Origin of the sequence: Pseudoalteromonas sp. T1lg22 (assembly GCF_002964645.1) — a bacterium.
In the GTDB taxonomy this organism is placed as follows: Bacteria; Pseudomonadota; Gammaproteobacteria; order Enterobacterales; family Alteromonadaceae; genus Pseudoalteromonas.
Genome location: NZ_PQBY01000006.1, coordinates 251,058 through 274,668 on the forward strand (window position 1 = coordinate 251,058; position 23,611 = coordinate 274,668).

The following is a 23,611-nucleotide window of genomic DNA, read 5'->3' on the forward strand; positions in this document are numbered from 1 at the left end:
CTGCTGATAGGATAAACACGAATTAAGTGCGGATTTTGCTGATCACGTTGGACGTTGAGCAGCCGTTTAGAAACTCCAGCACCTCAACCTGACCGCCGTGACGCAGTACATGCTCGGCACCGGCGATCTCTTCCACCTTGTAATCCCCGCCTTTAACGAGAATATCCGGGCTCACCTGCTCAATCAGTTTGGCCGGGGTATCATTTTCTTCCACTTTTCCGAAGGGGATCACCCAGTCCACCGAGGCTAACGCACTCAGCACCATGGCACGCTCTTCAAGCGGATTGATAGGACGCTCCGGGCCCTTTAAGCGGGCAATGGAATCATCGGTATTTAACCCGACTACCAAGCGGTCGCCCATGGCCTTGGCCTGGGCCAGATAACGCACATGGCCAGCATGAAGAATATCGAAACAACCGTTAGTGAAAACGATTTTCTCACCATTTTGCTTGGCAAATTCAATATGCTGCAACACGGACTCAAAGGGCGCCTGATAATGCTCGCCGTTTTCGCGCAGGTATTGTCCCAGCTTACGGCTGAGCTCTTCCGGCGAAACGGTAGCGGCACCGAGTTTGCTTACCGCAATACCGGCGGCAATATTAGCCAGCTCCACCGCATCCGCTGGGGCCATGCCGGCACCTAGCATCACGGTCAGGGTAGCGATCACAGTATCACCGGCACCGGTAACATCACTGACCTCACGCACCTGGGCGGCAAAGTCGTGCTTTTCGGTGGCGCTGATCAGCGACATGCCCTGCTCGGAGCGGGTCAACAACATGGCACCTATGCCGGCCTCGCGAATAAGTGCACGGGCACTGGCGGTCAATGCCTGCTCATCGCTGCTGTCACCGCCGGCTAGCCTAAATTCATTGAGGTTCGGAGTGATATAATCGGCACCACGATACAGGCTTAGCTGTGGCGATTTAGGGTCAACCAACACGGTTTTGCCGGCATCCTTAGCAACGCGGATCATGGCCTCAATCAGGGTCAGTGAACCCTTGTTGTAGTCGGAGAAAAGTACAAAGTCGTAGTCGTCCACTACGCGCTCAAGACGCTGTAGCAACAATTGTGAATGTTCTTTATTGAATTGCTCTTCCTGATCCAGACGCACCACCTGCTGATGACGGCTGATCACCCGCATTTTCGCTATGGTCGGCAGCTCCACTACCTGCACCAACTGCGAGTCGATATGTTCCTGAGCCAAAATGCGCTGCAGGGTTTGTCCGCTTTCGTCATCACCGATCAGACCCAGTAAGGCCACCTGGCCATCAAGCCGGGCAATGTTTTTGGCGACGTTGGCTGCACCACCGGCCTTGTCTTCAAGGCGGTTTATCTTAACAACAGGTACCGGCGCCTCAGGTGAGATGCGTCCGGAGTCACCGTGCCAGTAGCGGTCAAGCATGACATCGCCAACCACCAACACCTTGGCTTTATTTAGATTTTTAAGTAATCCCAGATCCATGCTTACTCCGCTACCAGCAAATCAAGCGCTTCACACAGCCAGTGGCCGATAAACATATGCGCCTCTTGAATGCGGGCGGTTTCATCGTTGGCTATGATGATGGGCAGCTTGGCGATGTTTTTTACCTCACCACCGTCACGACCGGTTAAAGCCACGGTATAAGCACCGATTTCATTGGCGGCTTTGAGTGCCAGATTGATATTGGCACTGGTGCCCGAAGTCGTCAGGCCGATCACCAGGTCTTCCGGCTTACACAGAGCCTGCACCTGACGTTCAAAAACGGTATCGAAATGATAGTCGTTAGAGTGAGCGGTGAGGATCGAGGTATCCGTGGTCAGGGCTATCGACGCCAAGGGGCCGCGCTCTTTTTTATAGCGCACCACAAATTCAGCGGCCAGATGCTGGGCATCGGCGGCGCTGCCACCATTACCAAACCAAACCACCTTACCACCGGCTTGCAATGCCTGATGACAGGCTGCCAGTAATTCGGTTGCTTGCTGTTGATAGGTATCCATAACATCAAAAAGTGCGCGATGGCGGGCAAGGCTATCCAGGTAGGTAGCCGCTAGGGTGTCGGTATTGACCATTTTCGATCCTCATTCATGAGTTTTAACGGCATTATTCCAAAGAGTATTTAGAATTGCACGTTTTTGTCTGAGATTGGCGGCTGCAGCCTGTAATAGACAAGCATACTCGGCAGAGCCTACACGCGGAATTTAGTTAATAAAGCTTAACTGTTAACTTAAATGCCACAATTGGGCACTGCCATTGCCACCTAGGCTTTGTTATTATTAGCCGGCATTAAACTAAATCAGGCAATATTAGGTGACTAAGCACGGAAGTAATCCCTTAATCGGCGCAACCCAATTAAAAAATGCCAAGCGCATACTCTATATGAGCCATTTGGCACTGGGTGATTACGTCTATCAAGGGGTGTTTTTACAACAGCTGGCCGCCACCTATCCGCATTTAGAAATTGATATTTGGTTTGATGACTGCCGCGAGCAACAAAAAAGCTGGCATGGCGGGCGCAATCAAATTCTTGGCCAATGGTTAGAGAGCGAGTCCCATATCGGCCATATCTACCCCAATCCAGACTCAGAGCAGCAGCGTCAACAGCAAATACAAGATGCACAGCAGCGCAATTATGATCTGGTGTTTTTTATTGCCACCACACGCAGCGAACGTTTCTGCCATTATGCCCGCCTGATTGCCGGTGACCGCTGTGCCGTTGGCGCCTACGCCCTGAGCGCCCTGCAACGCTGGCAACACAAAGAGACCATTGCTGCTCTCGATGCCGGTATCAAGGTCAGAAAAAGCACCCGTTTCGATCATATTAGCGATTTTTACCGCCATCACTTTCACGCCCTAGTTGCCATGGACGCCCCAAACCAGGCATTTCAACACCTGCAGGTGCCCAAGCCTTATCTGGATGCGTTGCAACAAAGCGATGAGCTAAATAATTTCGTGTTTATCAATCATCTGTCGACCACTGAAAAGCGCGATTGGCAATTGGCCCAAGTGTTTGAATGCATAACCAACTTGCACCAAAAACAGCCGACATTGCGCTTTGTGATAAACGCCCCCAATGAGCAATTGGCGCAGTTGCAGCAAGAAGTGCAAGACAACGAGCAACTTAAAGGCATCGACATCAGTACCTTTAGCGCTAAACAGCATTTTTATGAATTGCCGGCGATGATCAGCCGCGCTCGTCTGGTGATCAGTGTGGAAACGGCGATCATGCACCTGGCCGCCAGCTTAAACGTGCCGGCGCTGGCGTTGATCCGTGCCAAAGCACACCAATGGCGCCCCTTAGGGCCGGGAGAAATTTTGGTGGGCGGTAAGCGCGTCGACAGCATCAGCGCGCAAACCGTAACCGATAAGGCCCTGGCGCTACTCGCCAAGGCCTAAGGTCTGCTTATCTGTACTGTTTTTTACCAGTACAGGGAGACAGAGGCGTGACCGTAGCTCTCGTCAAACACGTCGTTGCCATAGGTCACCTGAGTTTCCACTCGATACCCATCAATCATGCTGCTATTGAGTAACTGCAGCTCCTGAGCACCGCTGTACTGGGCAGAATCATTATCCTGCAGGGTCAGCTTAAGCTGCCACAAAGAGTCCATATCCTGCTGATAATCCAGCACCAGGGCATGCACTTCGGCAGGAACACCATCACCAAAGATACGTCTGTCGCCGGCATAATGACCGAACACGAAGCCATCGTTGGTGTTACCAAACTTATACAAGCCATTGGTATACCAAGATGTTTTCCACTTGTTGTATTCGTAACGCAGGGCCACATCCGAGGTTAACTGAGGCAGGTAGGCACCAAAGGAGGTGACCTGATTGCCCAGGCTAAAGTTACTGCCGCCTTGCGTGTCTTCACCGCCGTACTCAAAATAGATTTCCGTGGGCATGCCCCAATCGAAATAGAAGGTCGAGGTTACCGAGGCCAATTGGTCGCCCAGCTCAGTTTCTCTTTCTTCTTCGCTGTAGCTGTTATCGCTGCCGGCGGGGTCGAAGAAGGCATCAAGCACATCGCCAAAGTCCACCTCACGAGGGCCACCACCGAATTGCATAATACGGTTAAAACCCAGTTTCCAACCGCTTAGCGGCTCAAGACTGATGTGGGTACCGGCAACACGCGGTTTACCATCGTGCCACTCGCCCTGATAGCGGATACCCTCTTTAACCTCTTCCAGCTCAGTGTAAAAGAGCTCAAAATCAAAATTCCACCAGTTATGTGCCGGCGCTACCATGCCCAAGGAAATCGAAGGCGAGGCCTTGGCATTGGTCGAGATCATCTGGGCACTGGTTTTAAATGGTGAGAACCAATGCTCCTTGTAACCAATATTAAGCTGCAGATCTTCACCGGCAATAGCCACAAAGGTGTTATAAGGCACCAGGTCGCCGGCTTCGGCGCGGAACTCTAGGCCCACTTGCATCAACATCAAGTCGTTCGGGCGCCAAATGCCCTCGAACATCACCTGGCCCCACTCGTCCGTGGTTAAACCCCTTTGATTGGCCAAAGGCGTGGTCTGGTCGTGCTCGTAACGCAAGGTCACACCGGCACGGGTGATATTGTCTTCGCCGCGATAACGGATAAGCTTGGCATTGATGGAACTAAATAGAGCCGGGTTTTGCTCTTTTAGCTGGGCTAAGGCCTTATCTATATCGCTAAAGCGATACGGCTTACTCATGGGCGTGCCTGTGGTTTGCACAAACATGCGATCCAATTGCTGCTCTAAATTTACGTCGTAGCCGATTGGCAAATATGCCGTAGGTTTGGCCGCGGCCGCACCACTGAATGCCAATAGCAAAGCTGCAGCAGCCACAGAGGTGGCGAACTTATGTCCTTTCATGCGATTTCCTAGCGCCTTAAAATAATGGCGAAAATACTATCAAATTCATGGCCATTACTCAGCTGTTAAATTGTAAAGTTTTGGCACTGGGGAGAACTCGGGTTACACTAAGGCTTTGCAATTTCAGGCCAGTTATTCTTTTGTTTGCGCGCTTTTTATATTCCCTTATCCTGCTAATTCTTATGCCCTTGGCCTGCTTTTATCTGTATGTATTACGCGGGCGTAAAAACCCGGGCTACAGGCAAGACTTTAGCGAACGCTTTGGCTTTACCAAGGCCAGCGGCGACATCATCTTGCATTGCGCCTCGGTGGGCGAAGTACTGGCCACATTACCATTAATCAAGGCGTTGCTCGCCGACAAACATCAATACCGCTTGGTGCTGACCACCAACACCCCCACCGGACGCGAGCAAATAAACCAGTTACTGGCCAAGGACATTGCCGCCGCTCGGGTGCAGGTCTGTTACCTGCCCTTTGATTTACCCCTGTCTCAGCGCCGCTTTATTCGCCGCTCCGGGGCGCGCCTGCTGGCAGTGATTGAAACCGAGCTGTGGCCAAATATGTTGCATCAGGCAAAACGAAACGGACTCAACACCCTGATTATCAACGCCCGACTCTCGGCCAAATCGGCCAAGGGCTATGCCCGGGTTGCCCCGCTCACGCGCAGTATTTTGAGCGATATAGACAGGCTTGCCTGCCACCATCAGGCCGATGGCGAACGCTTTATCAACCTAGGTTTGGATAAAGATAAGCTTGAGACTACCGGTTCAATCAAGTTCGATATCGGCGTCAGCGAACAACAAGCAGAGCAGGCCAAGCAACTTAAGGCCAGCTTGGGACAAGCGCCAATCTGGATAGCGGGCTCTACGCACCCGGGCGAGCCGGAGTTGTTACTTTTTGCCCATGAGCAAGTGAGAAAAAGTTACCCCGATGCCTTACTGATTATCGCCCCGCGTCATCCGGAGCAATTCGACAAGGTCGCCGAGCAACTCAGTGCTCAAGGCATAAGCTTTTCCCGTCGCAGTCAGGATGAACATCAAGGTGAGGCCGTACTGCTGGCCGACACCCTAGGTGAGCTCGGCATGCTCTACGGCGCCGCCGATGTCGCCTTTATTGGCGGCAGCCTGATTGAGCGCGGTGGCCATAATCCGCTCGAGGCCTGTGCCCACGGCATACCTGTGCTTAGCGGCCAACATACCTTTAACTTTGACCATGTGTATCCGGCCTTGATAGAGCAAGGCGGCGCCCTCTGGGTTGATGAGCACAACCTGGTCGAGACCCTAAACAGCCTGTTTAGCGAGCCGCAAAAACGTGCCGACATTGGGTGCCTGTGGCCTTAAAGTGGTACAGCAAAATCAGGGCGCTATTAATAAAACCCTGGCGCTAATCGAGGAGCAAATTAATGCATAAATGTGAAGCGGCCATGCGCCAATGGGTGAGCTCGGTCATAGTCAAATACAACTTCTGCCCCTTTGCCCGCCAGGAAGTGGAAAACAACGCCATTCGCTATTATCTAAGCGAGGCCACAGAGCTCGAAGAGGCGGTGCTCGACACCTTAGAACAATGCCGAGAGCTGGATAATCACCCGGAAATTGAAACCACCTTGGTATGCTTTACCCAGGGCTTTAGCGACTTCGACCAGTTCTTAGATTTGATCGATTTAGCCAATGCGCTGTTAGTCGCCCAGGGCTTTGAAGGCACCTATCAACTCGCCCACTTTCACCCCGAGTATGTGTTCGCCGATGCCGATGAGGACGACGCCGCCAATTACACCAACCGCGCCCCCGCTCCCTGCTTGCATATTATCCGCGAAGAAAGCATGGAACAGGCCCTGGCCAACTATGACGAACCAGAGAGCATCCCCGAGCACAATATGCGTTTGGCGCGCCGCAAAGGCGCGGACTTTTGGCAAGCACTACTTGAGAAGTGCATGCACAAATCTGTGCGGTAAGATTTTGTAGGTCGGTGCTTCGCGCCGACACCTGTTTTCAAATTTAGATCTTGTCGCGATGCCGAGCTAGATTTATCAGTACAGGGATGTGCTGTTAAATCGCCTCAATGACTAAACGGAGCGTTTAACAAAACGCTGAGTTCGTAAGCACTAGCGAATCACGGGCGCCTTGGGGTTCCAAGGGGCGGTTGGCGCAAACCGCCCTTTGGTTGCCGTCGTCAACGCGACAAGATCTTAATTTGAAGGACGTAGTGGAGAAACGACAAGCAATTCATCCCTGAAGCAGCATTATTGCCCTTTGTCGGCGCAAAGCACCGACCTACAAAAAAGCGCGTGTTGGCGCCCCAAAAAACAAAAAAGGCCGATGAATAAACATCAGCCCTTTAACAACGCATTAGTCGGCGTTCCGACAAGATATATCAGCCCACAACAAGGTTGTCAGGTTGAAACCTGACCCACAGGTTCGGGACAAAAAAGCGCCTCAGTCGGCGCCCCGACCCGAATTACGCTGGTTTCAGCGCTGCCTTCTTCTCGTTATATCCACGGATCAACTCATCCACGGTATCCTGACAGTATTCGCGAATACCCGAGACCAGCATGTGCTTCTCACCACGGCCAATTACTTCGCCATTTTCAATCAGGTCAAAGCGCAAGATGATCTTGCCGCGCTTGCCTTCATAGCTGAACTCGTGCTCTCCTTCGCGCAGCTCGGGAGCGTGAGCATCAAGGGTGTCCATATGAATGCTCATGGACTCATAGATGATCATCGGGCGCGCCGGGTTAATCATTACTCCTTGCTTACCCATCAGCGGGATCACCACGTGTGGGAAGGCCTTACCCGAGAATTCCACATAGTTCTTGATCAGCGCGTTGGTCAGGGTCTTACAGGCACTGTTAGCGCCTTCACGAGCCACGCTCAAATAGCATTTGTCACCGTCTTTAATATCGAACTGGGCGCTGCCCTCTGGCATGCCCAGTTTAACGCCTTCGTCCACCATGTTGGCAAAGGTAAAGCGCATTTGCTCATTAATTCCGTACTTATCAAGCACCACTGAAAACAGCAGATCCCCTGGCACACAGAATTTTTTCGCTTCAACATCGTGAAGTGGATTGAAATCATCGGCCACGGCTTTGGCAAAACGACTGCCCTGTTCACGGGTAATACACACGTGGGTGCCAAAATCTTGATAATACTGCTCTAACATAGCTGCTCTACTTGAGTACAAAAAAACTGCGGCAGTGTAACAAAATTTACGCACTGAGAGGTCGTATCTGTTGCTTTTTCCTTTAAAAAGGCACAAAAAAGGCCGCTTTGCGGAGCAAGGCAGCCTTTTTTATTAGTTTTCGGCTTAGTTAAAGTCGCGGTAGGCTTTTTCCAGCGCTTTCGCCTGCTTTTTCGACACACCAAGGTGCTCTAACGCCAAACGCAGGCGAGCACGGGACATATCCGAGCCCAGGATCTCCATAGCATCTAGCACCGAAGTTGACGACTTCTTGCCGGTAATTGCCACGAAAATAGGCTCTAGGAAGTCTTTAATCTTCAGCTCGTGGAAGGTAGCAACCTTTTTAGCAATAGCGAAGATTTCTGGTTTTTCCCAATGGCGCAGCGTTTCCAACTCCCAGATAAAGAATTGCAATGCCTGACGCACCACACCTTCCTCTACCTTGCCGTCGGTTAACAGCGCCGGATCATAGTGCGGCATACCAGCAACAAAGTGTCCAGCCAGGTCAACCAGATCAGAAAGCGTATCGATACGGGCTTTCGCTTCAGGCAAAATGCGGCGCAGCATGTCGCCATTGTATTTCCAATCAACGAAGCGCTGAATTAATTGCTCGTCGCTGAAGTCTTCACGCAACCAGGTGCCGTTCAGCCATTTCAGCTTCTCGATATCGAATACCGGGCCGCCCAGAGAAACGCGTTTCATATCGAAGTGCTCGATCATCTCAGCTAGGGTGAACTTTTCACGCTCGTCCGGCATCGACCAGCCCATACGGCCCAGGTAGTTAAGCACCGCTTCCGGCAAGAAGCCCATTTCTTTGTAGTAGTTGATAGAGGTCGGGTTCTTACGCTTGGACAGCTTAGACTTATCCGGGTTACGCAACAGCGGCAGGTGACCCAGTACCGGCGCTTGCCAGCCAAAGTCTTCGTATAGCTTAAGCAGTTTTGGCGCCGAGTTGATCCACTCTTCACCACGGAAGATGTGGCTGATCTGCATATGGTGGTCGTCCACCACATTGGCCAGGAAGTAAGTCGGGAAACCGTCTTGCTTCAACAGCACCTGCATATCAACGTTTTCCCATGGGATCTCAATCTCACCGCGCAGGTAGTCGTCAAATTTAAAGCTGCCTTCGGCAGGGATCTTCATACGGATAACGTAGGGTTTGCCCGCTTCTAGGTTGGCCTTCACTTCGTCGTCGCTTAGCAACAAGCCACGGCCATCGTATTTAGGACGCAGGCCCTCGGCCATTTGCTGCTCACGCATTTCGTCCAGCTCTTCGGCGGTGGCGAAACAGTAAAACGCCTTGCCGTCTTCAACCAGCTGGTGCGCGTATTTTTTATATAAATCAGAGCGCTCAGACTGACGATAGGGGCCGAACTCGCCGCCTACATCCGGACCATGATCCCACTGCAAACCAAGCCACTGCAGGCTGTCCATAATGGCTTGTTCCGACTCCGGTGTACTGCGCACCTGATCCGTATCTTCGATACGTAAAACAAACTCACCGCCTTGCTGCTTGGCAAAACAATAGTTAAATAGGGCGATATAGGCAGTGCCTAGGTGCGGATCACCGGTCGGTGACGGGGCAACACGGGTACGAACAGTCGTGCTCTGGGTCATGCTAGCGTCTCTTTCAATTAGCAACTAAAAATTTGCTGCAAATGCTAGCACAATGGCGGGTAATTTCGTAGAGGAAAACGCCCCCCTTTGGACACCTGGGTGCGAGAAATTTCAGCACCCAGGGTAGAAAATCTTAAGGTTAGGCGGCGATCTTATCCAGATAGGCGACGATATCCGAAGATTCGTACATCCACTGCACCTGACCGTCTTCTTCAATGCGCAAACAAGGTACTTTCACCTTGCCGCCCTGCTCCGCCAGCTCCTGACGGTAGGCGTTGTCGCCTTTGGCATCGCGGGTTTCAATGTTCAGGCCGTTGCGCTTAATAGAACGGCGCACCTTTACGCAAAACGGGCAGGCGTGGAATTGATACAGTGCCATGTTGGCGGTCTGCGTATCCAGTTGCTGCTGCGCTTGCGGGTCGCGCTTTTTGCTGCGCGGGGTAAAGACAAAATTAAAGAATAAAATAATGCGGCCTAACAACCAGCGAATGACTTTCATATCAACTCTCATCACGACAAAATCAAAGGCGCGAGTGTATCACGCGGTTAAAATTGCGCCAAGGGAAGTGCACACCCCTGGCTCCTGTCGAAAGTTATTACCGAAAACGGCTGCTGTAAGCTGTCGCTAAGAGCAGCCGCTAAGAGCTAATCCCGAAAGCTGACAAAGTCATCGCGATGGATCAGCATGGCGCCATTGTCATAGCCCAACACCTGCGCCTTAGACTGCTCCGGGTTCGCCAGCAGCTGCTGCAACTCCTCACTGTGATAACGGGCCACGCCCTTACCCACACTGCAACCCTGACTGTCGAATACCTGCACCAGATCGCCGCGGCTAAACTCGCCGGCAAAGCGGGCAATACCAACGATCAGCAAGCTGGCACCTTGCTGCCTGAGCGCCTTTGCCGCGCCATCATCCACATAAATGGCTGCCTTGCTGATGGGGCCAGCCAACAGCCAACGTTTGCGGGTGTCTTTGGGTGCCGTCAGGCTGACAAAGCGGGTGCCCAGCTGCTGAGTTAAACAGTTGCTGATCACGTCCTCGCCATGACCGGCACTGATGATCACATCGACCCCGGCATGGCGGGCAATGCTCGCCGCTTCAATCTTGGTGGCCATGCCGCCGGTGCCCACCGCCGTACCACTGCCACCGGCCAAAGCCTTAATGGAGTCATCGATATGACGAATTTCCGGGATCAACTCGGCATCCGGGTTGGTGCGTGGATCGGCGCTAAAAAGCCCGGGCTGATCGGTGAGCAGCAAGAGTTTATCCGCATCCGCCAGCACCGCCACGCGGGCCGAAAGATTGTCGTTATCGCCCACCTTGATCTGCGCCGTCGCCACCGCATCGTTTTCATTGATAATGGGCACCGCCCCTTCTTTAAGCAGTGCCATCAGGGTATGCGGGCATTGAGATAGCGCTCGCGATCATCGAGATCGGCACGGGTTAACAGCAACTGACCCACCGGCACATTATAAAGAGCAAACAGGGTTTGCCAGGTGTGAACCAGCTGGCTTTGGCCTATGGCCGCCAGCATCTGCTTTTGTGCCAATGTTTCATTACCGGCGCTGCGCCCCAGTAATTCACGCCCTGCGGCCACGGCGCCGCTGGATACCAGCACGATACGGTTGCCGGCCTTTTGCAGCTGCACGCATTGGCGCACTAACTCCACCATATGCGCCCTGTCCAGTCCCTGGCCGTTATTGGTAAGCACACTGGTGCCTAATTTGATCACTATGGTTTGCACCGCGTTTAGCCCTGTTGATAGTTAAAAGAAGTTCATTTTTACCCCAAGCTTGGGCGATTAAACAAGTTAAATTAATTCAACTATGCTAGCATCGCCGCACATTTTCACCACACTAGTTATCTCTTATGCCAGCGAGCCTTTGCCTGATCATTGCCACCTTTTTATGGGGAAGCTCTTTTATCTCTTTAAAGTATGCGGTGGGAGTCTATGACCCGACTGTGGTGATTTTTTTGCGCATGCTCACCACCCTGGCGGTGTGTCTGTGTTTATGGCGTTTTGTAAAACGCTTTGAATACCAAAGTGGCGACTGGAAATACCTGCTGGGCATGAGTCTGGCCGAGCCCTGTTTATACTTTTTATTCGAAGGCCACGCCATGGAATACACCTCGGCGTCTCAGGCTGGGGTGATCGTTTCCTGTTTACCGCTGATCGTCGCATTCTTGGCCTTTTTTATGCTCAAAGAGCACATTAGCCGCGCCATTATCGTCGGCTTTACCCTGTGTATCGGCGGCAGTGTGCTGCTGACCCTGGTCTCACCAAGCTCGGAGCAAGCGCCCAACCCCTTACTAGGCAACACCTTGGAATTCCTGGCCATGATCTGCGCCGCCTTTTACACCGTGAGCGTAAAACGCCTGTGCAGCCGCTATGCACCGCTTACGCTTATTGCCTTGCAGGGTCTGGCCGGCTCGATTTTCTTTGCGCCCTTTTTACTCTTTGTGGAAATGCCGCAGCAACACGACCCGGTGGCCTTTGCCCATATTCTTTACCTGGGCACCTTTGTTACCCTGGGCGGCTACGGCATGTATAACTATGCCATCAGCAAGGTATCCGTGCTGACCGCGGCGGCCTACTCAAACCTTATCCCCATCTTCACCCTGCTGCTGTCGGCCATAGTGCTGAGCGAGATCCTGACCCTGTGGCAATGGCTCAGCATAGCCGTGGTTTTTGTCGGGGTGATGATAAGCCAGCGCCATCAGGCATTGGTGGTCGACCTCGACGAAGAGGATATCAGCGAGGCCGACACCAGCAAACGCAACTCGGTCCCGGCTACCGGCGAGTTAAAGGGATAACAGGTCACCAGATGCAGGCCGCTGGCTGCGGCGGCCTGAGTATCGCTTTGATGCACCACCTGTTTGCTGTCGATGCGATAACTCAGGGTGCGACCATCGCGCAGCGTCAGGCTTAATTCATCGCCCACCTGCACATGGCGTAAAAACGCGAAGTGAGTGTCGTTATGGGCGGCAATCACACTGGCGCCCTCACCTCCAAGCGGCCCAAAGGCCTCATCATGAGTTGGTGCAAACGCGAGATTACGGCCGCTGCTGCCGGCCAGCACAAAACGCTGTAGCGCCAAGTGGGGCACGCTCAATTTGGCCACCACATGGGTGTCGGCATAATACCAGGGCGGAATATTGGCTCCGGGCGCTGCCAGGCTTTGCTGCCAGGCCCGCTCAATCAACCATTGCGCCAACCAGGCCTTGCTCTGCATATAGGCGCCCTGAGCAAAAAAGCTTGCCCCCAACGCAAACAGGGCAATGGCGCCGTAGCGCCAATAACTTGCCCGGGCCGCTACTCGCTTTCCCTTAGCCATGAGCCTGTCTCCGCTCTCGTCTCAACCAAGCGGCCGTGCTTAACATCAAGAGTGCGCCCAATAATAAGTGCCACAGGGATTGCCCGTCGGTTTGCGCAAAGCGTTGCACCCGCTGGCCGCTGGCGACGTTATTGGCCACCTGCTCCTTATGCTGTGCCACGGTCGATGTGGCCACCTCTTCAACGGCAATAAAGGCGGTAAAGGGACTTAGCAACTGATGTTTCAGGGCTAAATCCAGCACCTGCGGACGCACCGCTTCGGCCGGGTTATAAAGCAAGAGCGAGGCAATTTGCTGACGCGCCCACAAGCGGGCAATGGCTTCGCTGTGCGGATAGGTTTGACCGGTCTCGTGCATGGGCATGGTTAAGCGCAACGGTCCATGCTGGGTGTTGGCGTCGATATACATATCCTGTTGCTGCGGTGCCAGTTTGATCGCCACCATCAGCGGCTCACCAAAGTAGAGATCCGGTAGCGGCTGCGGCCAATAGGACAATTCCTTGGCGCGCGCCGCACTTAGACTTACATCGCGCAGCGCCGGGTTTTGCAGGCGCTCAAACAGGCTCTGCATCTGGGTTTTTACCTCGCTGCCATCGCTGATAAAGGTATAGCTGCCGCGGCCAACATGGGCGGCACGACGCATAAAGTAGCCATTGGGGGCACTGCCTATGCCCACGGTAAACAGCCGGTTATCGCCAAGTTGCCCCTGCACCAAATCAAACAGGGCTTGCTCGTTGCCGACGCTGCCGTCGGTTAAAAACACCACCTGACGCACATAGCTTGGATGCGTTTTGCCATCGAGGGCCAAGTCCAGTGCCTGCGCCATTTCCGTACCGCCATCGGCCTGTAATTGATAGACAAAGCGCTCGGCATCGGCGCGGTTAAAGGCATTGGCCGCCACCGCCTGAGGGCGAAATAAGCGCGCACTGCTGTCGAAGTCGATAATGTTAAAACTGTCGTTTTCATCCAGGTTATCAAGGGCATAGAAAAGAGCCTGCTTGGCCGCATCCATGGAGCTGCCGTGCATGGAGCCGGAGCTGTCAATCACAAAGATAAGCTCACGGGCCAGGCGCTGCTGGGCGCTAAACTGGTCGCTTGGCGGCAACAGCATCAGCAGTCCATAGTCGCCGCTTTGCGCCGTTTGTCGAAAGAAGGCCGCCTGCGCCTGCTGACTCGGCAAAACCTTGGCACGCAGCACAAAATCGCGATTCATGGCATCGTCACGTAATTGCACCCGGTAACGGCCAAAGTCCGGATTACTCACCTGAGCCTGGTAGTGAGGCGTGCGGATCTGCTCCAGCTGCAAACCAAAATCTATTTCTATATCCAGCTGCAACAAAGGCTCGCGCGAGCCGTCGATAAAGTCCTGCTGCTGCGCCAGTTGCTCAACAAATTTAGGCGCCAGCCAGCCCTGCGCGCCATTATTGGTGGCGTTTGCAGTGGCTCGTAATTCTTCCAGGGCATAACTACGAGGATGATAGCGCGGTGTAAAGGTCATCGGCAGGCGCACGCTAAGCTCGGCATCGCGAAAGCGGATCATTTCCTGATAACTCAGGGTGATTTCCACCCGCTCTCCGGGGCCAAGATTGGCAACCCGCGAGGAAAACATATTGGCGCGCTGCTGCTTTACCAAGGCCGCCCGTTTACCGGCATGCTGGGCGGCGCGATATTGACGCTCGGCCTGCTGCTTCTCGGCAATTTTACCCACTATGGTGCGCTCGCCGACCTTCATGGTCATGGCATGCACCGCGCTTTCGCTTGGCAGTGGAAACAGGTACTGGGCGTTGACCGCAAAGGGGTGGCGGTTTACAAACACCTGGGTCACCTGCACCTGGTTGATCAACCCGGTGATCTGCATGGACGCTCGGGTACTCAAAAGGACGCCGGGCGCCACATTCGCACCCTGAACATCGCTAAATTGCAGTTGTGCCTGGCCATCGGAGAAGGCACTGGCATTGGCGGGGGTAAAGAAAATTAGGGATAAAAGGCTCACAGCGAGGGCTGTGAGCACTTTGTTAGGACAACTCAACATAATTTGGTCCTCGGGTTGCGGTGGCTTAGTTTTTCGCCATGCGGTTTTGCTGCGCACCGCGAGCCGTCAAGGTTACGCGACGATCAAAGAAGTTCGTTTCATATTCGTTACCATTGGCGACAATTTTCTGCTCACCTCGCCCTTCGGCGAACAGCTGGGTGGCGGCCACGCCTTGCTTTACCAGGTACTGCTGCACCGCATCAGCACGGCGCTGAGACAGGTCTAGATTCGCTTGCTCATCCCCTTGCACATCGGCATAGCCATTGAGGTTAAGGTTTAAGTCCGGCTTGCGCTTAAGGATCTGCGCCAGGTGATCCAGCTGCTCGGCAAAGTGGGGTTCGATTTGCGCCGAGCCGGAACGAAACTGCACCGTCATGGCCAGGAGGTTGTCGATACGGGCTTGCTCTAAACGATTTTGCTCATCTTCCAGGGCGTTGATTTGCGCAGTCAGCGCGCGGTTTTGCTCCAGGGTACTGTGCAACTGTTGCTCCGTGTCCTGGTATTGGCTCAGCTTCACTTGCTGTGACTTGATGGTGCTGTGCGCCGCTTCCTTTTCGCCGATAATGCCGCCGATAAAGGCTCCGGCAAAGGCACCGATAGGGCCGCCAACAATGGCCCCTACCGTAGCACCGGCGCCCAGACCCCAGGCGGTCTCGGTGGCCAGCTCTTTTTGCTCTTTTGCCATCGCTGGCGCCGCTACCAAAGTTGATACTAATGCAGTTACTAAAATGTGTTTTTTCATCGTCGTCATCCTTCAATTCTTAATGGGTTGGGGCAAGAACAGAAGTGGTTGCTTCCTCGCCTTGCTTGGTAGTTATTAAAACAAGGCACAGTGGCAACAAAGGGGCGCAAAAATGGAAAAACAGAGGGCAATTATGGCAACAAAGTGGCAAGCCTGAGCGCCAACTTAACAGGCTTTAAAACAAGGAGTTAAAGAGGGCTAACCGAGCTCAGCGCAGGATAAGTGCAAGGGGGTAATTACAGGGTTTTCGACACTCGGCCACAGCACCTGTAACTGGGCGCTAAAGCGCTGACTGTCACCACTGGTGAGCAAACGTACTCGACCCGGCGTTGCGCTGGGCTGCGTTCCTAACTGAGAGCTTGGCGTTAAACGGCGCTGCAATTGCAAGGCCACCGCCTGCTCGGTGGTGATAAGGCTAACGCCCGAGGGCAGAATGCGTCTTAGCAAGGGGGCAATAAAAGCGTAATGGGTGCAGCCCAAGACCAGCACATCCACCCCCTGGCTCAGTAGAGGCTCACAATAACGGCGCAATAGTGCCTCCGTGTGTTCACCGTCAAGATGCAAGGCTTCTATGGTCGCCGCCAATTCGGGGCAAGGTTGAAAAACAATGCGCCCCAGGTCTTCGGCCTGTTGCCGGCACAGGCGCTGAAAGCTCTGCGACGCTATGGTGCTGGGGGTGGCCAGCACGCCAATAACGCCACTTTTGCTTTGCTGCAACGCGGGTTTCACGCCGGGTTCGACGCCAACTATAGGTAAGGAGTAATGCGCCCGCAGTGAGCCAATGGCCGCCATGGTTGCGGTATTACAGGCCACCACCACCGCCTTGGCGCCCTGGGTCGCCATATAATCGACTATGGCATGGCAGCGCTGGCGTATTTCGTCCTGCGTTTTACTGCCATAGGGCATAAAGCCGGAGTCGGCGATATAAAGCAGGTCTTCGCTCGGCAGCAATTGATGCACCGCCTGGGCCACGGCAAGGCCGCCGACGCCGGAGTCAAAAATACCTATCGCTTGCTTATTCATGGACGAGTTACGCATTATCTGGAGGGTAAACCTTTGGATGGCAAATTTTAGGGCCTTTGACGGTTAAAGCCAAGTCCAATCACGGCATCGCCCTCTTTCCTCTCGCACGCCTTCGGCAGAACCTTCGGTATAACCTTGCCTAAATGCCAATAGCTGCTAAAAATTAATGCTTACTGCGCGTAAATTCAAAGAGTAATGCGCATTCTATTTTCATAATCAAACACCGCATCAGGGAGAGTCCCCAATGAGTAAGGATGTATATATCACGGTTCGTATTAATGATAAGTGTCAGCCCATAGACCGCGGCGACACCTATGAAGACCCATTGGATGAGGTATTGCAGCGACTGCAATTAGGGGAAGTCACGGGTGCCGGCACCCAGCTAAATGCAGAAAACCAAATCGAGTATTGTGAGCTTGACGTCTTGGTCAGCGGCGATATCGACCAGGCCAAGCGCGCCATTATCGACACCCTGGAGGGGATCGGTTTGCCCAAGGGCTCTAAGCTGTTTATTGACCGCGACGAATTTGCCATCGGCAATCATGAGGTGCTGGCCCTGCATTTCGATAACCTCACCCTGCCCGAGACCATTTACGAGCAACACGATATCAACGATGTGCTCGCCGAGGTTGAAACCCTGCTGGCTCACAGCGGCAAACGCAATTGCCACAGCAGCACCCATCACGAAACCATCGTCTACTATGGCGGCCCCTGCTTTACCACCATGGAGCAGCGCATCCTCGACTATGTGCGCCAACATCCGCTGTGCCAAAACGGCAGGATCACCCAGGCGGCTTAAGTTACTAGGATTGAATTAAAAAGGGTGACGCTTAGGTCACCCTTTTTGCTGAGCAAATATTATCCCTACAACAAACTAATTTCACTTAGAAATATTCTAGACTCCTGCACAAAAATAAACTTTACAAGATTCATCTTGCTAATTTATCTAATTTATATAAATTAGATAAATTCTTATAAAAAGAAGAGCCGCCTTATGAACGAGCAAGCAATCTTCGACCATATCAAACAAGCATTAGATGATGCGCCACGCAATCAGTACACCACTGAGTTGCATCTGCAAATGATCAAATACGCAGATAGCTTAAAAAGCATGACTGCCAAAGAATTTTGCGAAGGGGTTGGCCTAAAACCCAGCTTTGGTACTGAATTTTCTAAAATGCGTAATCTCACTCACCGTTTAAAAGCCGCAGGCTTAAACACCGACTTGCTCTAACCGCTCAGGCACAAGGATTTAAAGGAACACACATGGCAATTAAAAAGACAGAACTTTATTCATCATTATGGGCAAGCTGTGACGAACTGCGTGGCGGTATGGATGCCAGCCAGTATAAAGACTACGTGCTAACCATGCTCTTCATGAAGTACGTTAGCGATAAATACAAAGGCGACCCATACGGCATGATTGTCGTGCCAGAAGGTGCAAGCTATGACGACATGATAGCCGCCAAAAACGACAAGGAAATTGGCGATAAAATCAATAAAATCATCGCAGCCCTTGCCGAAGAAAACGACCTAAAAGGCATAATAGACGTTGCCGACTTCAACGATGAAGACAAGCTCGGTAAAGGCAAAGAAATGGTAGACCGCCTAACTAAACTAGTCGGTATTTTCCAAGGATTAGACTTATCATCAAACCGTGCTGGCGGAGATGACTTATTAGGTGACGCTTACGAATATTTAATGCGTCATTTTGCTACAGAATCAGGTAAATCCAAAGGCCAATTCTACACGCCATCTGAAGTGTCGCAAATTCTGGCGAAAGTGGTGGGCATTAAAGAAGACACACCTCAAGATGCCACTGCCTACGACCCTACTTGCGGCTCAGGTTCATTGTTATTAAAAGCCAGCGATCAAGCGATGCGTGGTTTAACCCTGTACGGACAAGAGATGGATAACGCCACAAGCGCACTTGCCCGTATGAACATGATCTTACATAACAACACCACAGCTAAGATCTGGAAAGGTAATACACTTTCTGACCCACAATGGAAAGACGCCCCTAACCAATTAAAAACATTTGATTTTGCGGTTGCCAACCCGCCATTTTCAAATAAAAACTGGACCAGTGGCTTAACCCCAGAAAACGATTTATATAACCGTTTTACTTGGGGCATTCCGCCAGAGAAAAACGGTGACTACACCTTCTTGCTGCACATTATTAAAAGCCTAAAAAGCACAGGTAAAGGCGCGGTGATCTTACCGCATGGTGTATTGTTCCGTGGTAATGCTGAAGCTACTATTCGTGAAAACCTTATCAAACAAGGTTACATCAAAGGCATTATTGGTTTACCTGCCAACTTGTTTTACGGCACTGGTATTCCTGCCTGTATTATCGTGATTGATAAAGAGCACGCGCAAAAAGCGGTTACTAGCTTTAACGAAGGTGATGCAGAGTTACCCACCGTATCAGGTCGCCCAATCTTTATGATTGATGCCAGTAAAGGATTCATCAAAGATGGCAACAAAAACCGATTGCGCAGCCAAGACATTCATAAAATTGTTGATGTGTTTAACAAAGGCTTAGAGCTTGAGCGTTACAGCCGCTTAGTGGAAATTGATGAAATTGCCGCTAACGACTACAACCTTAATATCCCACGTTATATCGACTCGTCTGAGCCAGAAGACTTACACGATTTAAGCGCTCACCTGCAAGGCGGTATTCCAAACCGTGATATTGATGCCCTTGAGCATTACTGGCAGGTGTTCCCTAGCATTCGTGCAACATTATTTAAACCTGAGCGTGAAGGCTATAGCCACGCACTGGTTGAAGCTAGCCAAGTTAAAAGCACCATTTTGGCTCATCAAGAATTTAAAGACTTTGCTACTCGTAGCCTATTACCCTTTAAACAGTGGATACCAGAAGCGAAATTAAGAGAGATTAAAGTAGGCGATAACCCGAAAAACTTTATCTTTAACATTTCAGAGAATTTGTTAAATAGCTATGCCAATAGCGACTTACTAAGCAAATACGATATTTACCAAATCCTTATGGATTACTGGGGTGACACCCTGCAAGACGATGTCTATGTATTGGTACAGGACGATTGGCAAGCGGGTAATACCCTTCATGAGTTAGTTGCTGCCAAGGGCGAAAAGCTCAAAGAAACACCTGATTTAGTCATTAACAAGAAAAAGTACAAAGCCGAGATTATTCCACCTAGCTTAATCGTTGCCCGTTACTTTGCTGACGAACAAGCTCAGGTTGATGCCCTGCAAGCCAAACAAGACGAAGCGACTCAAGCACTTGAAAGCTATCTTGAAGAACATGGTGGTGAAGATGGCTTATTAATTGAAGCCATCAACGATAAAGACAAAATCACCAAAGCCAGCGTTGCTGCCAGAACTAAGCTAGCAACCAATGCTGATGAAATTAAAGCGCTGAAACAAGCCACTAAACTGTTTAATGCTGAAGCGGCTGCAAAAAAAGCGGTTAAAGAAGCCCAAGAGGCGTTGGATTTAAACGTATTCAACCAATATCCAAAACTAACCATAGAAGAAATCAAAGCTCTGATTGTCGATGACAAATGGCTAGCCACATTACAAGCCAATATCGTTGCCGAAATTGAGCGCGTAACCCAACAAATGGCAAACCGTGTTAAGCAACTGGAAGAGCGTTATAGCACACCATTACCAACCCTCTCTAAATCGGTTGATGACCTTAGCGATAAAGTTGCAGGCCATTTAGAAGCAATGGGTTTGGAGTGGTCACTATGAGCGCATTAGAGCAAGTGATTCCAGAAGGATATAAACAGACTGAGGTTGGAGTTATTCCTGCGGAATGGGGAGTTAATGATTTTAGCTACATTATGCCGAAGCCCTATAACCTATGGGATTGTTCAATGTGGTCCTCATATCACCGACGGTGTTCCGTACATTAGAGTGTCGGATATGAGTACTCGAAGTTTAGATGTAACTTCGATGCTAAGAACTAGTAAAGAAATTGCCGCAGGTTTCAAGCGCTCAAAGGTTGATGAGGGCGATATAGTATATGCATTGCGAGGTAAAATAGGTGAAGTCAGAATCGTTGATGAGACTGTTGCTGGAGCTAATTTAACTCAAGGAACAGCACGTATAGCTCCTAAACCACAACACTCAGGTAAATATATCTTTTGGGCATTACAGAGTGAGAAGTCTAAAGAGCAAGCAGATGGTGAGTCTAAAGGTAGTACATTTAAAGAGATTACCTTAGGCAATCTTCAAAAGATACTCATAGCACTACCTAGTTCATCGCCAGAACAAACTGCCATTGCCAATGCCTTATCCGATGTAGATGCGCTATTAACGGAGTTGGAAAAGCTGATCGCGAAAAAACAAGCGATTAAAACCGCCACCATGCAGCAACTGCTGACAGGCAAAACCCGTTTACCGCAATTCGCCACTTACACCGAAGGCGAAAAACAGGGCCAACCCAAAGACACAAAACCCAGCGAACTAGGCGAAATTCCTGAGGAATGGGATGTACTATTAATGGATGAAGTTACAGATTCACTGTCTAGTGGAGCTACGCCATTTAGAGGTAACCCAAGTTTCTTTAAGGGTAATAATAGATGGATAACAAGTGGCGAACTTAAATATGGAGTTATCAATGACACCATTGAAAAAATTAGCGATGAGGCCATCAAAAAAGCTAATTTAAAAGTGCATCCATCAGGAACTTTTCTAATGGCAATTACAGGGTTAGAAGCCGCAGGTACGAGAGGATCATGCGGTATTGTAGGAACGCCAGCTACAACTAATCAATCTTGTATGGCTATTTACCCAAATAAAAAGCTTAAAAGTAATTACTTGTTTCATTGGTACGTATATAACGGTGAAGAGTTAGCTTTGAAGTATTGCCAAGGCACAAAGCAACTTAGCTATACGGCAGGATTACTTAAAACGATACCAGTTTTAGTACCTCGCGATACAAGCGAACAAACCGCAATCGCGACCATCCTCTCGGATATGGATAACGAAATCCAAACCCTTGAACAGCGCTTGGCGAAAACCCGCCAAATCAAACAAGGCATGATGCAAGAGCTACTCACAGGCCGCACTCGTTTGCCGTTTGATAAAGATTAAAAAAGAAAAGGAATTCAACTATGACACCAACAAGAAGTTACTACCGCATTATGGCAGGCCAAGCCTGTAAATACGCGCAACAGTGTTTTGAGCAAGGCTTTATCGGTGGCGACTGGGGCATCGAGGGGGATTTAACTAATGACTTAGGCGATAACTGGCGCGACTTTAATCGCCAGTATATCCCTGTATTTTTAGAGGCCAACCTTGATAAAACCAAAATAGGCGCAGGCTTAGCGTGCGGAATGTTGCATACCATTTGTAAGGGTATGGCTAAGGGCGATATGGTGTTCTGCCCTAACGGTAACGGGATCTATTATGTTGGCGAAGTCATTTCTGAATACTACTATGCTGCGGGTGAGGTATTACCCCATAGACGAAAAGTAAAGTGGCTAGAACAAGGTATTAGCCGTGAAGAAATGTCGCAGCCATTAAAGAACTCTGCGGGTTCTGTCGGCACGGTGAGCAACATTACTAAATATGCTGAAGAGCTTGAAGCGCTCTTAGATGGTAAAAAACCACCTGCATTAACTCACAGTGACGAGTCTGTTGAAGACCCAAGTGTATTTGCGTTGGAGAAGCATCTAGAAGATTTCTTAGTCGCCAATTGGCAATACACAGAGTTAGGTCAGGACTATGATATTTACACTGAAGACGGTGAACTTGTAGGCCAACAATACCCATCTGACACTGGCCCTATTGATATATTAGCAATCAGTAAAGACAAACAAACCTTGCTGGTTGTTGAGTTAAAGCGAGGCAGAGCAAGTGATAACGTTGTTGGTCAAATTCAGCGTTATATGGGCTATGTAAAGCATGAACTGTGTGAAGAAGGGCAAAAAGTTAAGGGTATTATTATCGCCCTTGAAGATGACTTGAAATTACGCAGAGCCTTAAGTGTAACAGATAACATTGAGTTTTATCGCTATCAGGTCAGCTTCAAATTGCTCAATTCATCAAGTGAGTTTTAGGACGTCACATTTATGGCAGAGCACTATTATTTAGGTTGGGATGTCGGTGGCTGGAATTGCTCTAGAAACCGTAATAGCCGCGATGCTTTAGTGATCCTCAACAGTAAAAATCAAATTGTTGGCACGCCTTGGCGTGGAAACTTATCGCCAACCATTAATTCAGCAAACAGCCAAGTTGACTTTATTACTTCACTATTTTCGCTCTGCCAAACTGAATACAAAGGTGGTCACATTACCTTGGCAATAGACACGCCCCTCGGATTTAGTGAGCACTTTTATGATTTATTGACTGGGAAATTTGTAGATTGTGATACCGCTAACGCGCTAAACCCTTATCTATTTAGGTATACAGAGCGCTTTTTAGCTGAGTGGGGCTACACGCCTCTCTCCCCTATTAAAGATATGATTGGCAGTCAGGCGACCAAAGGTATGCACACCTTGGCTAAATTTGTACCTGACATACAACGAGCAGGTGTGTGGCAAAGTGACAACATCACCGCAATTGAAGCTTATCCATCTCCTTGCGCTCATTCTGCCATTATTGATAAATTGCAAAAAAGTGCTGGGCTTGATTGGTGTATCAATGATATTGGTGAAGAACAGTTAGCCGATCACCGCTTACCAACACAAGATCATGTTGATGCATTTACCTGTGCATTAGTTGCCAAATTATTTGTTGAGCAGCCTGAAATACTGAAATTCCCTAATGAGCTGCCACCACTTCGAGAGGGATGGATTTTCCTACCCACAGATTGCTTTAACGAAAAGAGCAGAAAAGACCACTTTTTAATTAGTGAAGAATTACAAGGATGAAGC

At 50.6% G+C, this 23,611-nt stretch carries 20 protein-coding genes and 1 pseudogene; 10 read left to right on the top strand and 11 right to left on the bottom strand.

The features are described from left to right. Window positions 1–22: 22 nt before the first annotated feature. On the bottom strand, window positions 23–1,462 hold the full coding sequence (hldE, locus tag C2M24_RS03385) for a bifunctional D-glycero-beta-D-manno-heptose-7-phosphate kinase/D-glycero-beta-D-manno-heptose 1-phosphate adenylyltransferase HldE (RefSeq protein ID WP_105199551.1): 1,440 nt from the start codon (window positions 1,460–1,462) through the stop codon (window positions 23–25). 2 nt (window positions 1,463–1,464) lie between these two features. Beyond that, window positions 1,465–2,049 (bottom strand): D-sedoheptulose-7-phosphate isomerase, encoded by a 585-nt coding sequence (locus C2M24_RS03390; protein ID WP_105199550.1) that lies wholly within the window; start codon window positions 2,047–2,049, stop codon window positions 1,465–1,467. A gap of 238 nt (window positions 2,050–2,287) precedes the next feature. Here C2M24_RS03390 and C2M24_RS03395 point away from each other — a divergent pair, with 238 nt between their 5' ends. Next, window positions 2,288–3,373 (top strand): glycosyltransferase family 9 protein, encoded by a 1,086-nt coding sequence (locus C2M24_RS03395; RefSeq protein WP_105199549.1) that lies wholly within the window; start codon window positions 2,288–2,290, stop codon window positions 3,371–3,373. A 23-nt stretch (window positions 3,374–3,396) separates the two neighbouring features. On the opposite strand, the gene C2M24_RS03400 is transcribed toward C2M24_RS03395, so the two are convergent. Continuing rightward, window positions 3,397–4,824, bottom strand: coding sequence for a capsule assembly Wzi family protein (locus C2M24_RS03400; protein WP_105213311.1), 1,428 nt, complete (start codon window positions 4,822–4,824; stop codon window positions 3,397–3,399). Between the two features lie 182 nt (window positions 4,825–5,006). Between C2M24_RS03400 and C2M24_RS03405 the strand changes: the two genes are divergently transcribed. Next, window positions 5,007–6,164: a 3-deoxy-D-manno-octulosonic acid transferase gene (locus tag C2M24_RS03405; RefSeq protein WP_325034806.1), complete on the top strand. Its 1,158-nt coding sequence runs from the start codon at window positions 5,007–5,009 to the stop codon at window positions 6,162–6,164. A 62-nt stretch (window positions 6,165–6,226) separates the two neighbouring features. Further along, window positions 6,227–6,775: a DUF1415 domain-containing protein gene (locus tag C2M24_RS03410; protein WP_105213312.1), complete on the top strand. Its 549-nt coding sequence runs from the start codon at window positions 6,227–6,229 to the stop codon at window positions 6,773–6,775. A 503-nt stretch (window positions 6,776–7,278) separates the two neighbouring features. Here C2M24_RS03410 and C2M24_RS03415 read toward each other — a convergent pair. From C2M24_RS03415 to proB, 4 genes and pseudogenes are all read right to left on the bottom strand, one after another. Further along, window positions 7,279–7,980, bottom strand: a complete 702-nt coding sequence (locus C2M24_RS03415) for a DUF3581 family protein (protein WP_105213313.1) — start codon at window positions 7,978–7,980, stop codon at window positions 7,279–7,281. Window positions 7,981–8,124: 144 nt separating this feature from the next. Then, window positions 8,125–9,615, bottom strand: a complete 1,491-nt coding sequence (gene gltX / locus C2M24_RS03420; RefSeq protein WP_105199543.1) for a glutamate--tRNA ligase — start codon at window positions 9,613–9,615, stop codon at window positions 8,125–8,127. Window positions 9,616–9,754: 139 nt separating this feature from the next. Next, window positions 9,755–10,114, bottom strand: a complete 360-nt coding sequence (locus C2M24_RS03425; RefSeq protein WP_105199542.1) for a glutaredoxin family protein — start codon at window positions 10,112–10,114, stop codon at window positions 9,755–9,757. Window positions 10,115–10,260: 146 nt separating this feature from the next. Further along, window positions 10,261–11,360, bottom strand: a pseudogene (gene proB / locus C2M24_RS03430) (glutamate 5-kinase). Window positions 11,361–11,485: 125 nt separating this feature from the next. Between proB and C2M24_RS03435 the strand changes: the two are divergent. Continuing rightward, window positions 11,486–12,430, top strand: coding sequence for a DMT family transporter (locus tag C2M24_RS03435; protein ID WP_105213314.1), 945 nt, complete (start codon window positions 11,486–11,488; stop codon window positions 12,428–12,430). On the opposite strand, the gene C2M24_RS03440 is transcribed toward C2M24_RS03435, so the two are convergent. The 4 genes from C2M24_RS03440 to murI form a co-directional block, all read right to left on the bottom strand. Continuing rightward, the gene (locus C2M24_RS03440; protein ID WP_105188324.1) at window positions 12,334–12,951 is read right to left on the bottom strand and encodes a class GN sortase; all 618 of its coding nucleotides are present in this window, start codon (window positions 12,949–12,951) and stop codon (window positions 12,334–12,336) included. The genes C2M24_RS03435 and C2M24_RS03440 overlap by 97 nt on opposite strands. Beyond that, window positions 12,944–14,941 (bottom strand): marine proteobacterial sortase target protein, encoded by a 1,998-nt coding sequence (locus C2M24_RS03445; RefSeq protein ID WP_325034807.1) that lies wholly within the window; start codon window positions 14,939–14,941, stop codon window positions 12,944–12,946. The genes C2M24_RS03440 and C2M24_RS03445 overlap by 8 nt, the downstream gene beginning before the upstream one ends. Before the next feature lie 64 nt (window positions 14,942–15,005). Then, window positions 15,006–15,722, bottom strand: a complete 717-nt coding sequence (gene pdsO, locus C2M24_RS03450) for a sortase-associated OmpA-like protein PdsO (RefSeq protein WP_105213316.1) — start codon at window positions 15,720–15,722, stop codon at window positions 15,006–15,008. Window positions 15,723–15,920: 198 nt separating this feature from the next. Further along, window positions 15,921–16,745, bottom strand: a complete 825-nt coding sequence (gene murI / locus C2M24_RS03455; protein ID WP_105213317.1) for a glutamate racemase — start codon at window positions 16,743–16,745, stop codon at window positions 15,921–15,923. Between the two features lie 244 nt (window positions 16,746–16,989). Between murI and C2M24_RS03460 the strand changes: the two genes are divergently transcribed. The 6 genes from C2M24_RS03460 (at window position 16,990) to C2M24_RS03485 (ending at window position 23,608) form a co-directional block, all read left to right on the top strand. Next, the gene (locus tag C2M24_RS03460) at window positions 16,990–17,544 is read left to right on the top strand and encodes a hypothetical protein (protein ID WP_105188328.1); all 555 of its coding nucleotides are present in this window, start codon (window positions 16,990–16,992) and stop codon (window positions 17,542–17,544) included. A 195-nt stretch (window positions 17,545–17,739) separates the two neighbouring features. Beyond that, the gene (locus C2M24_RS03465; protein ID WP_008112417.1) at window positions 17,740–17,979 is read left to right on the top strand and encodes an HTH-like domain-containing protein; all 240 of its coding nucleotides are present in this window, start codon (window positions 17,740–17,742) and stop codon (window positions 17,977–17,979) included. A gap of 32 nt (window positions 17,980–18,011) precedes the next feature. Further along, the gene (locus C2M24_RS03470) at window positions 18,012–20,480 is read left to right on the top strand and encodes a type I restriction-modification system subunit M (protein ID WP_105213318.1); all 2,469 of its coding nucleotides are present in this window, start codon (window positions 18,012–18,014) and stop codon (window positions 20,478–20,480) included. A gap of 75 nt (window positions 20,481–20,555) precedes the next feature. Beyond that, window positions 20,556–21,827: a restriction endonuclease subunit S gene (locus C2M24_RS03475; protein ID WP_105213319.1), complete on the top strand. Its 1,272-nt coding sequence runs from the start codon at window positions 20,556–20,558 to the stop codon at window positions 21,825–21,827. Window positions 21,828–21,847: 20 nt separating this feature from the next. Then, complete coding sequence (locus tag C2M24_RS03480; protein WP_105213320.1) at window positions 21,848–22,795, top strand: endonuclease NucS domain-containing protein; 948 nt, start codon at window positions 21,848–21,850, stop codon at window positions 22,793–22,795. A gap of 12 nt (window positions 22,796–22,807) precedes the next feature. Then, on the top strand, window positions 22,808–23,608 hold the full coding sequence (locus tag C2M24_RS03485) for a DUF429 domain-containing protein (RefSeq protein ID WP_105213321.1): 801 nt from the start codon (window positions 22,808–22,810) through the stop codon (window positions 23,606–23,608). The last annotated feature ends 3 nt before the right edge of the window (window positions 23,609–23,611 follow it).